Source organism: Aurantimicrobium sp. MWH-Uga1, assembly GCF_003325955.1.
GTDB lineage: Bacteria > Actinomycetota > Actinomycetes > Actinomycetales > Microbacteriaceae > Aurantimicrobium.
This window is the reverse complement of the sequence record NZ_CP030929.1, coordinates 1,560,303-1,571,187: the sequence shown is the minus strand read 5'-3', so window position 1 is coordinate 1,571,187 and position 10,885 is coordinate 1,560,303. Positions and strand designations below refer to the sequence as shown.

The following is a 10,885-nucleotide window of genomic DNA, read 5'->3' as shown; positions in this document are numbered from 1 at the left end:
AGGGCCAAAAGAGTAAACTTGAGTCATCATCACTCAACTTTGTTAAGTGATGAAATCCACACAAGGAGAAAGAAAACATGCAACAAGAGCCGCAAGAAAACAAGAGCGCGCTCGAACAATTTGGTGTTAACCTCACCGAAATTGCAAAGAGCGGCAAGCTCGACCCTGTCATCGGCCGTGATGCCGAAATCCGTCGAGTAAGCCAAGTACTTACTCGTCGAACCAAAAACAACCCCGTCCTGATCGGTGAACCAGGCGTTGGAAAAACCGCTGTCGTTGAAGGACTCGCCCAGCGTATTGTCGCTGGAGACGTCGCCGACAGTCTGAAGGATAAACAGCTTGTCTCACTCGATATCTCTGCCCTGATTGCCGGTGCAAAGTATCGTGGTGAATTCGAAGAACGCCTCAAGGCGGTCCTCAAAGAAATCAATGACTCTGATGGCCAGATCATCACCTTCATTGATGAACTCCACACCCTGATGGGTGCTGGCGGAGGCGAAGGCTCCGTGGCAGCAGCCAACATGCTCAAGCCCATGCTTGCTCGTGGAGAGCTGCGCCTAATTGGTGCCACCACTCTGGATGAGTACCGTGAGTTCATTGAAAAAGACGCCGCCCTCGAACGTCGTTTCCAGCAGGTATTCGTAGGTGAGCCCAGTGTTGAAGACACAGTGGCAATCCTTCGTGGTCTCAAAGAGCGTTACGAAGCACACCACAAGGTAGCTATCGCCGATAACGCACTCGTTGCTGCCGCAGCACTATCCAACCGGTACATCACCAGCCGGCAGCTTCCTGACAAGGCCATTGACCTCATCGATGAAGCGGCAAGCCGCCTGCGTATGGAAATTGACTCGGCTCCTGTCGAGATCGATGAGCTGCGCCGCAGCGTGGACCGCCTCAAGTTGGAAGAGCTAGCTCTCAAGAAAGAGAAGGACGACGCCTCCAAGGAACGTCTTGCAAAATTGCGTGAAGACATGTCTGAACGTAACGCTCGTCTCGAAGACCTTGAACGTCGGTGGGAACAAGAGCGCAGCGCGCTCAACCGTGTTGGTGAACTCAAGACAAAACTTGATGCCGCTCGTATTCAAGCAGAACGTGCACAGCGTGAAGGTCAGCTCGAACAAGCCAGCCGTTTGCTTTATGCAGAGATTCCTCAACTCGAACGCGAGTTAGCTGATGCTGAATCAGCAGAACAAACAGACACCGAGCGGATGGTCAACGATCAGGTCACCAGCGAAGACATCGCGTCAGTAATTGCTGCATGGACCGGTATTCCTGTTGATCGTCTCACCAAAGGTGAGACAGAAAAACTGCTCAACCTCGAAAACGAAATTGGCAAGCGCCTCATTGGACAGAAGAAGGCAGTGCAAGCTGTCTCCGAATCTGTTCGTCGTTCGCGCGCTGGAATTTCTGACCCCGATCGCCCAACAGGATCCTTCCTGTTCCTGGGGCCCACAGGTGTCGGAAAGACAGAGCTCGCTAAAGCACTTGCCGAGTATCTCTTTGATGACGAAAAGGCCATGATCCGTATCGACATGAGCGAATACGGTGAGAAGCACTCCGTCTCCCGTCTGGTCGGTGCTCCTCCTGGATACATCGGATATGAGGCAGGTGGACAACTCACTGAGGCAGTGCGCCGCCGCCCCTACTCGGTTGTATTGCTCGACGAAGTTGAGAAGGCACACCCTGAAGTCTTCGATGTGTTGCTTCAGGTGCTCGACGATGGCCGCCTGACCGACGGTCAGGGCCGCACGGTGGACTTCCGTAACGTCATCCTGATTCTCACCTCGAACCTCGGTTCACAGTTCTTGATTGATCCCGACCTGAGCTGGGACGAGAAGGAACGCGCAGTTAACGAGACCGTGCGTCAGGCATTCAAGCCTGAGTTCGTCAACCGCTTGGATGACATCGTGGTGTTCTCGGCTCTGAGCCAAGAAGACCTCGGACAAATCGTCGAGCTCTATATCGACCGTCTCCAGAAGCGTTTGGCAGAGCGACGACTAGAACTAGCCGTCACTCCAGCCGCTCGAACCTGGTTGGCAGAGCGTGGTTACGACCCCATTTATGGAGCTCGCCCATTGCGACGCCTCATGCAACACGAAATCGATGATCGTCTGGCAACAGCAATCCTTGCAGGAGCTGTGCGTGATGGTGACCTCGTTCGCGTTGACCTCGACGGTGATCACCTCACCGTGAGCTCAGACAAGATTCATCCTGTCTTCGACGCAGGGGACGAAGACCCCTTCATCGAGGCTGAATTAATGGAAGACGAAAGCTAGAGCTAGATTCCGGCTGAGAGGCCGAAGTCAATACTGAGGTTTGCCCCGGTAATGGCTTCGGCCTCTTTTTGTGCCAGAAACCAAATTAACCCTGCAACCTCAGCAGGCTGAACAAAACGAGCACGCTCGCCTTGAGGATAAGCAGAGAGCAAGTCTGCTAAGTATTGCTCGGGGTTACCTCCACCAAAATTTGCTGCTTGTCCCGCAAGCATCGGAGTATCGATATCTCCTGGGCAGACGGCATTCACACGAATTCCTTGAGGCGCAACCTCGCGAGCGACCGCTCGCACGAGGTTGCTGATGGCTCCCTTGCTTGCGGAATAAACCGCAGCGCCGGCATTTCCTTGAATACCGGCGTCACTGGATAGTGCGGTCACGAAACCTGAGGTTTTTGCTAGTTCAGGTAGGGCGGCTGAGAGGACAAAGTAACTGCCTTTGACGTTCACGTCGAAAACGAGGTCAAACTCTTCCTCAGAAGTGTCACTCGTGGGACCTTCCGTCCACAGTCCGGCAGCAAGGACAACACCATCGAGACGACCGTGAAGAGAGATGGCCTCGCGCACGGCTTGGTGACAGGCTGCTGCCGTTCTCAGGTCGGCAATAATGTCAACGCCAGGACCTTCCCGCACATCAACTCCAACAACCTGCCATCCGCCTTCTTCAAAACGTGCGCGGACGGCAGAACCAACACCACCGGCAGCGCCGGTGACCAATACGACAGAGTGAGACATTTTTCTATTATTTCGGGAATAGATTGAGTCCGGAGGAGTTATCTCTCATGGATGCCCGTGCTTCGCTACGGAATACCTATGTTTACTTTCGATACAAGGATGAAAATGTCTCGCACCGCGCACACCAGTGTTCCCATTAACCCCGTACTTGCAGCCCGTTGGAGTCCTCGTTCTTACGACACCACCGCAGTGCTGACTCCAGCAGATCTCACCCCCGCATTCGAAGCAGCTCGCTGGTCTCCTTCAGCTAACAACAGTCAGCCCTGGCGTTTCATTGTTGGATTCCGTGGAGATGACACGTTCAACAAGATTGTTCCCACCCTCGCAGGTTGGAACACTGCGTGGATGCCGAATGCTTCTGCCATCGTGGTTGCGATTGCTCAGACTGCAGGCGCTGATGGAACCCCCAACCCCTATGCAATCTATGACCTGGGTCAGTCTGTTGCTCACTTCTCGATTCAGGCACAAACCGATGGACTTTATGTTCACCAGGTTGCCGGAACAGATGTGAAGGCGCTCAAGGAGATCTTCAATCTCCCTGCCGGCTTTGAGGCATTTGTCGCAATTGCTGTGGGCAAGCTCGCTCCAGCAGACCTACTTCCAGAACCTCTTGCCGAGCGCGAAAAGGCACCACGTGTCCGTCACGAACTTGCAGAGATTGTTCGTTACGACGCATTTGAAGATTAAGCCTTCAAGAAAGAAAGCCCCCGAAAAATCGGGGGCTTTCTTCATGTCTGGATCTAGTTGTTGGCGAGACCGGCAATAGCAGTGTTGATCTCGGTTGCTAGGGCTTTGGCATCAGTGCACCCAATGGCAAGTTTGTCCCACTTCTGCCCTTGGAGCTCAATGACAATCACTTGTTCCCCCCGGCGCCAGTTAGCAAAAATGCGGTTTCCGTTCTTTCGGAAGTGACCTTCGGCAATGAAACCAGGCATTCCGGTTCCACCGACCCGGAAGCCAAGACCGTGACGGATGAAAGTGGGGTCATCGGTTGCGTGCACCACCGACGTCAAAGGAATTGAAATGTTGGAAGAGAGCGAACCAACACGTTCCCAAAATGACATCTCAACATGAAGAGTGGAATTGGTGAGAGTGACGACGGGCATTACTTGCTTTCGAGCGCTTTCTTTACTGCGTCAGCAAAATAGTCAATGTCATCTTCGGTGGTGTCCCACGCACACATCCAACGAACTTCACCGGTTGCAGGATTCCAGTCATAGAAGCGGAATTCCTTGCGTAGTTCGTCCGCTACGCCTGGAGGCAAAATGACAAAGACACCATTTGCTTGGGTCTGCTGTGTGAAAGTAATGCCGGGGGTGCCCTCTAGAGCTGAGCGCAAACGCTGAGCCATCTGGTTGGCATGGTTAGCAAGGTGGTGCCAGAGCTCACCCTCGAGTAATGCGATGAGCTGTGCGGAGGTGAAGCGCATCTTGGATGCCAGTTGCATATTCATCTTTCGGGAATAGATCAGCCCATCCACGGCATCGGTGTTGAGCACAACGATTGCTTCGGCACCCATGAGGCCGTTCTTAGTTCCACCAAAACTGAGAATGTCTACTCCAGCATCACGAGTGAATGCACGGAAAGGAACACCGAGGGAGGCAGCTGCGTTAGAGATCCGAGCTCCATCCATGTGCAGTTTCATCCCCAAAGAGTGGGTGTGCTCAGCAATTGCTTTGACTTCTTCGGGGGTGTACACCGTTCCCAGTTCAGTCGACTGGGTAATGGTCACAGCCAATGGCTGGGCACGGTGTTCATCTCCACGACCGTGTGCCTGTTGGTCAATGAGCTCAGGGGTGAGTTTGCCGTCGGGCGTTTCCACCGTGAGCAACTTGATTCCACCCACAGCTTCAGGGGCATTGGATTCGTCATTGTTCACGTGTGCAGTTTGAGCACAGATCACTCCACCCCAGCGAGGCAGCAACGACTGCAAACTCATCACGTTTGCACCGGTTCCGTTAAATACCGGGAATACTTCAATGCCCATTCCAAAATGGGTCGTCATGACCTGGTGCAGGTGTTCAGTGTAGACATCCTCGCCATAGGCGATCTGATGCCCACCGTTCACCGCTGAGAGAGCTTCGAGAACCCGAGGGTGAACACCGGCATAGTTATCTGAGGCAAAGCCGCGCCAAGCGGCATCGTGTACTCGCTGCATACCCTTGAGCCTACGCCGTGGGAGGGTCCGCGCCTAAGCGCGGATTCCCTTGGTGGACTCAATCACCGGAGCAATCTTGCGCTGCAGTGCCTCATAGAACATGGACAGGGGGAACTCGTCGTCCAAAAGCTGGTCGGTGAGCTCGCCAGGTTCTCCGGCAACAGGAAGAGCATCTGCACCCTTAGCCCAGGTGGAAGCAGGGTGTGGGGTGAGAGTGCTGGCAACCAGTTCATAAGCTGCAAGCCAGTGAGCAATCTTGGGACGGTCGATGGAGCGCCAATAGAGCTCATCGATTGCGTCACCGAGTTCAACAACGACATCTGGAAGAGCGGCCCAGTCGATGGAGAGCTTGTTGTTGGTCCAGTGCAATACGCCGTGCTGGTGCATCCAGGCAAACATGAGCTGACCTGCAACCGCGTCATAGTTACGATTGCGGGTTCCGGTCATAGCGAAACGGAAGATGCGGTCGAAGACCACAGCGTACTGAACGAGACGTGCGTGGTGACGAGTCTCGGGGTCTGCCGATCCACCGCGTTCAATCTTCACGCATTCGCGGAATGCGGTGAGGTCACAACGTAGTTCTTCAAGTCCGTAGAGGAAGAAGGGCATGCGCTGCTTAATCATGAAGGGGTCGAAGGGGAGGTCACCACTCATGTGGGTACGGTCGTGGATCAAGTCCCACATGATGAAGGTTTCTTCAGAGAGCTTCTGGTTGGTCAGCAACTCAGCTGCGTCTGCGGGAAGTTCTAGCCCGGTGATCTCAGCCGCAGCTTCTGTCACAACCGCGAAGCGTGCTGCTTCGCGGTCCTGGAAGATAGCTCCCCATGTGAACGCGGGAACTTCACGCATACCTACCGTCTCGGGGAAGAGCACAGCAGAGTTGGTGTCATATCCAGGGGTGAAGTCGATAAAGCGCAGGGGAACAAACAACTTGTTGCCGTAGTCGCCCGCTTCGAGCTCAGCGATGAAGTCTGGCCACATTACTTCGACCAGGACTGCCTCCACGAAACGATTGGTGCTTCCGTTCTGTGTGTACATCGGAAAGACAACGAGGTGACGAACACCATTGACGCGGTGCGCAGCAGGTGCAAACTCGAGGATCGATGCAAGGAAGTCTGGTTCGGCAAAGCCGCCATCAACCCAGCGACCAAAGTCAGCAACGACGGCCTCGAGGTAGGAAGCGTCGTGCGGGAAGGAGGGAGCCAATTCTTCGATGGACTCCACAATCACAGCAACAAGTTCGCGAGCGGCAGCATGGTTGGCAGCATCAGGAATAGAACCATCCTTCACCTGCAGCGCCTGAATGGCGGTGGCTGCTTTTTTAAGAGCAACCCATGCAGGAGTGGTTTCGGTGATATCTGCTGCGGCTGTGATGTCGAGTAGTTGTGTCATACATCAACGGTAACGGAGAATGTGCGCACGTTTCAGCGAAATATTGCGTGAAAACAGCAAGTTTTGCTTAGTATACGCACTAAATTAGCGCTCAAGCGCAAAATACTTGTGTGTGTAGAGTTTAACCATGACCTTCAATGTTGCTGGAAGCAGAATTCTCATTACCGGAGCCGCCATGGGAATGGGGCGTCTCTATGCCGAGCGAGCAGTAGCCGAAGGCGCGGAGACCGTCATCCTCTGGGATATCAGCAAAGAAGCATTAGCCGACACCACCAAGGCTTTGCGCGTGCACGCGGATAACCGCCAAGAAATCGTGCCAATGCTCGTCGATATTGGTGAGCGCACCGCAATTGAAAAAGCTGCAGCAAATGTGATTGCCAATCACGGTGGTGTTGATGTGATCATCAACAATGCGGGTGTTGTGCGTGGCACCTACTTCTGGGAGCACGAAAACGAACGTGACACTGAGTTCATTATGAAGATTAACGCACTGGCGCCGATGTTTATCACTCACGAATTCCTGACAGGAATGATGAAAGGAAAGCGCCCCTCCAGAATTGTGAACATTGCCTCCGCCGCCGGCACACTTTCCAATCCGAAGATGAGTGTGTATGCATCAAGCAAGTGGGCATTGATTGGCTGGAGTGACTCCGTTCGACTCGAGCTCAAACAACAACACATTGACAATGTCAAAGTCACGACGGTCTGCCCGAGCTATATCGCCACCGGTATGTTCGGAGGAGTCAAGGGCCCGTTGATGACTCCCATCATGCAGCCGGACTATGTGGTGAACAAAGTCTGGAAAGCCATGCTCGCGGGTAAACCCATGTTGATGTTGCCCTGGACGGTTCACCTCTCTAAAGTCCTCAAGGGAATTCTTCCGCAGAGGTGGTTTGATGCCATCGCAGACAACATCTTTGGTGTCTACAACACCATGGATAAATTCACGGGAAGAAAGTAAACAGAGGGAAAACTAACCTGTTTGCTCAGAATTCTCTGAACTTTCGCTGGGTATCCTTAGAGTAAGGAACCTCGGGAGAAACGCATGGCTGGCTGGCGCTTGTGGCGCAAGGACGCATCCATTGGTGAGCCTTCCCCGGAGATTCTCGAAAGCATCAACACTTCAGCCGACGATGGATTTGCCATGGCTCGATTGGGCGCCATTATGGCAATCAAAAACAAGATTCTTGTTCAAGCCATCACTCAGCCGGATGCCTTTGACGCGAGCATTTATCTTGCCCCGGCACGTGAAGTGATCACGACCCTCGCGGTGGAGTCTCTCGAAACTGCATCCATTGTTTCTGCGGATCTCAAGCGTGCACGCAAACTTCGCGGTGAAGCACTGTCGCGCAATGATTACCGTCGTGGTGACGTGAACAATCTCACCATTCGATTGGGCTCACTTGAGCAAGTTGCACAACGACTAAAAGACAAGCTTCAGGATGAACAATGGCTTCGTGTACTCATCACGGAGGCCCATGGTCTTGCCTGGGCAGAACTGTCCCGCGAGATGGAGCGCAATCTCGACCGCAAAGAGGTGAGTGAGTTTGGCGATGAGAACTATGAGCAGGAGCGATCTGATCGGCTCCGCCAGTTCATCAATCTAGATTTAGCGAAGCTCATCGAAGAGCAAACTCCGGAGTATTAGCCGTTTACTTAAGCGAGACTGTAATAAAGGTGATTGCTAACCCAAGCATGAAAGCCCCGTACGTTCCGCCTAAGCCAATGAGTGCATAGGTAACGGCATCTTGTTTCTTTATGAGCTGTCGCACAGTGAAGACAATTCCGGTAATTGTGACCAAGGTTGGACCGGCAACGGCGATGTAGTAGCCCAAAGTGAATACTGCCATGTTGCAGCTATCTGGCCCGCAGTTATCGCTGACCATCGCCAGCATCAGCGCAGGAACAAAAAGGACCAGGTCGCTGAGCACAGCTACGACCAGCAACACAATGCTGGTGATGTTTGATCCTTTAGTTGCAGTCATATCTTTACCAAATCATGGGGCGGTCGTCTTCGTCGCCGTCGCGCACTAAGTCAATCACGACAGGAACGTGGTCGCTAGGACCATCGCCTTTTCGTTCGTCACGATCAATATGAGCACTGTCAACCATGTCGGCGAAAGCTGGAGATCCCAGGATGAAATCAATCCGCATGCCTTCGTTGCGGGGGAAGCGCAGTTGCTTGTAATCCCAATAGGTATAACCCTCAGGAATTAAGGGACGAACAACATCTCTGAGCCCAACTGTCTCAAAGGCAAAGAAAGCTTCCCGCTCTGGAGGAGAGACGTGAGTGCTTCCAGCAAACTCAGCGATGTCCCACACGTCGTGGTCATAGGGAACAACATTCCAGTCACCCAGTAATGCCAGTGGCAAATCAGGGGAGTCTGCCAACCAGCCGGCAGTGTCACGAGCGAGACCACGGAGCCACTCCAGTTTGTAGGAGTAGTGCGGGTGGTCAAGCTCACGGCCATTAGGAACATACAAACTCCACAAGCGCACACCGTCAACGGTGGCGGCAATCGCACGCGCTTCTAACGGAGCTTTGCCGTCAGCGTCCGGTTCACCAAAACCAGGCTGTGAAGGAAAAGTTATCTGCACATCCTCGAGTGGCAGACGAGAGGCGATGGCAACCCCATTCCACTGGTTCAAACCGTGGAGAACAACCTCATAACCGGCTGCAGTGAAGGCATCGAAGGGGAATTGGTTGTCTCGACACTTAATCTCTTGCATGCACAGAACATCAATGTCCTCACGAACAAGGTAGTCCGTTACACGCTCAACACGAGCTCGAATAGAGTTCACGTTCCAGGTGGCGATGCGCATATCTCTAAGGTATCGAATGGACTCAACAAGGATTTGCCAATTACACGCGATTTTCTAGCTCAGCGCATGCCCTGCTATGCTTGCTCAGTTGGTTTTCAACACTGCGCCCGTAGCTCAACGGATAGAGCATCTGACTACGGATCAGAAGGTTGGGGGTTCGAATCCCTCCGGGCGCACAAGTAACGGAACGTTTCTTCTGGGAGATGTTCCGTTTTTTGTTTCACTCTGGCTGTGGACGAATGGCTAGGCCACAATGGGGAGATGACCCGCAGTATGAACACAACTTCATCCTTTGCTGGACACACACCACAAGGATATGTAGCTCCCGGTTTTGAGCGCGTTGCTGATGTTTTTGGCTCCACTCTGCATGACCAGTACAGCGGTGCAGCGTTAGCAGTTCGTGTAGACGGCCACATTGTGATTGATCTCTGGGGCGGCGTTGCCGATAAACGAGATGGACGTGTGTGGGAAGCCTCGACACCCAGCACAATTTTTTCGTGTACCAAAGGCCTTGTTTCTATTCTTGCTGCCCACCTTGTGAGCGAGGGTCGTCTTGACTACGACGCACAGGTCACTACGTATTGGCCAGAATTTGGGGTTGCAGGAAAAGAACACACGCTTATCAGGCACCTTCTTTCTCATCGAGCTGGCCTTTCAGCGCCTCGGCGAGATCTTACGTTTGAAGATGTCATCAACTGGGAAACTATGGTTCGAGTTCTCCAAGAACAGGAGCCAATATGGACACCTGGTGCTGGCTGGGGATATCACGCGTTGACACATGGGTGGCTCAACGGAGAAGTCATCCGCCGAATTACTGGTGTCAATGTCGGGGATTATTTTCAAGAAGTCTTAGCGAAGCCTCTTGGCGCAGAGGCTTGGATTGGCTTACCAGCTGACCATATTGGTACCCCAGCACATTTGCAGGTATTGATCCCTGAAAATGAGCCCACTGTTGTACCAAGCCCAACTGTCGGCGGTCCAGTGTCTGATCAATTCACTGACCAGCAGTGGATGGACCGCGCGATGACTCTCGGTGGTGCCCTATCTGGTTTGGTTTCATCAGATAAACCTGACTTTAATGACCCTCGAATTCAGATGGCACAGATTCCTGGCGGGGGAGGAATCGCCACCGCACGTGCATTGGCAAGCATCTGGTCTTCAACAGTTGTGGAGACGGACGGGTTGCGATTGCTCAACGATGACGTTATTGCGGCGGCAACCACAGTTCAATCTGAAGGCCCTGCTGTTTTCTCGAGTGAAATTCCTCCCCACCCCAGATGGGGCGTGGGCTTTATGTTGAATTCAGAAAGACGCACATTTTTGACGCCCAAGAGCTTCGGGCATGACGGGGCTGGTGGTCAGGTTGGCTTTGCAGATCCCATCAATCGGGTTGGTTTTGGATACATCACTAACCGAATGGAGCTCACTGATGACCATCGCGCACCCAAACTTATTGACGCTCTCAAAAAAGTAATCGGGTAGGGATTGACCCCAACTCATTTTCA

Annotated in this window: 11 protein-coding genes and 1 tRNA gene; 6 read left to right on the top strand and 6 right to left on the bottom strand. The window is 53.1% G+C overall.

Annotated features, from left to right (window positions below; all coding sequences use genetic code 11):
* The first annotated feature begins 77 nt into the window (after positions 1-77).
* Positions 78-2,276, top strand: coding sequence for an ATP-dependent Clp protease ATP-binding subunit (locus AURUGA1_RS07800; protein ID WP_114129620.1), 2,199 nt, complete (start codon positions 78-80; stop codon positions 2,274-2,276).
* 2 nt (positions 2,277-2,278) lie between these two features.
* On the opposite strand, the gene AURUGA1_RS07795 is transcribed toward AURUGA1_RS07800, so the two are convergent.
* Entirely contained in the window at positions 2,279-3,007 is a 729-nt protein-coding gene (locus AURUGA1_RS07795) for an SDR family NAD(P)-dependent oxidoreductase (RefSeq protein ID WP_114129619.1), read from the bottom strand.
* A 105-nt stretch (positions 3,008-3,112) separates the two neighbouring features.
* On the opposite strand from AURUGA1_RS07795, the gene AURUGA1_RS07790 reads away from it, so the two are divergent.
* On the top strand, positions 3,113-3,694 hold the full coding sequence (locus AURUGA1_RS07790) for a nitroreductase family protein (RefSeq protein ID WP_114129618.1): 582 nt from the start codon (positions 3,113-3,115) through the stop codon (positions 3,692-3,694).
* 53 nt (positions 3,695-3,747) lie between these two features.
* Here AURUGA1_RS07790 and AURUGA1_RS07785 read toward each other — a convergent pair whose 3' ends face one another.
* The 3 genes from AURUGA1_RS07785 to AURUGA1_RS07775 are packed head-to-tail and all read right to left on the bottom strand — an operon-like array spanning position 3,748 to position 6,557.
* Positions 3,748-4,113, bottom strand: coding sequence for a hypothetical protein (locus AURUGA1_RS07785; protein WP_114129617.1), 366 nt, complete (start codon positions 4,111-4,113; stop codon positions 3,748-3,750).
* Positions 4,113-5,165 (bottom strand): low specificity L-threonine aldolase, encoded by a 1,053-nt coding sequence (locus AURUGA1_RS07780; protein WP_114129616.1) that lies wholly within the window; start codon positions 5,163-5,165, stop codon positions 4,113-4,115. The genes AURUGA1_RS07785 and AURUGA1_RS07780 overlap by 1 nt, the downstream gene beginning before the upstream one ends.
* A gap of 33 nt (positions 5,166-5,198) precedes the next feature.
* Positions 5,199-6,557, bottom strand: coding sequence for a DUF6421 family protein (locus tag AURUGA1_RS07775; protein WP_114129615.1), 1,359 nt, complete (start codon positions 6,555-6,557; stop codon positions 5,199-5,201).
* 127 nt (positions 6,558-6,684) lie between these two features.
* Between AURUGA1_RS07775 and AURUGA1_RS07770 the strand changes: the two genes are divergently transcribed.
* Both AURUGA1_RS07770 and AURUGA1_RS07765 read left to right on the top strand, forming a co-directional pair.
* Positions 6,685-7,518: an SDR family NAD(P)-dependent oxidoreductase gene (locus AURUGA1_RS07770; RefSeq protein ID WP_114129614.1), complete on the top strand. Its 834-nt coding sequence runs from the start codon at positions 6,685-6,687 to the stop codon at positions 7,516-7,518.
* An 84-nt stretch (positions 7,519-7,602) separates the two neighbouring features.
* Positions 7,603-8,205, top strand: coding sequence for a hypothetical protein (locus tag AURUGA1_RS07765; RefSeq protein ID WP_114129613.1), 603 nt, complete (start codon positions 7,603-7,605; stop codon positions 8,203-8,205).
* 4 nt (positions 8,206-8,209) lie between these two features.
* Here AURUGA1_RS07765 and AURUGA1_RS07760 read toward each other — a convergent pair whose 3' ends face one another.
* Together AURUGA1_RS07760 and AURUGA1_RS07755 are read right to left on the bottom strand one after the other, a co-directional pair.
* The gene (locus tag AURUGA1_RS07760; protein ID WP_114129612.1) at positions 8,210-8,542 is read right to left on the bottom strand and encodes a hypothetical protein; all 333 of its coding nucleotides are present in this window, start codon (positions 8,540-8,542) and stop codon (positions 8,210-8,212) included.
* A gap of 4 nt (positions 8,543-8,546) precedes the next feature.
* Positions 8,547-9,380 (bottom strand): exodeoxyribonuclease III, encoded by an 834-nt coding sequence (locus tag AURUGA1_RS07755; RefSeq protein ID WP_114129611.1) that lies wholly within the window; start codon positions 9,378-9,380, stop codon positions 8,547-8,549.
* Positions 9,381-9,483: 103 nt separating this feature from the next.
* Between AURUGA1_RS07755 and AURUGA1_RS07750 the strand changes: the two genes are divergently transcribed.
* Positions 9,484-9,556: transfer RNA gene (locus tag AURUGA1_RS07750), tRNA-Arg, on the top strand.
* A gap of 97 nt (positions 9,557-9,653) precedes the next feature.
* Positions 9,654-10,862, top strand: a complete 1,209-nt coding sequence (locus AURUGA1_RS07745) for a serine hydrolase domain-containing protein (RefSeq protein ID WP_114129610.1) — start codon at positions 9,654-9,656, stop codon at positions 10,860-10,862.
* Positions 10,863-10,885: the final 23 nt, after the last annotated feature.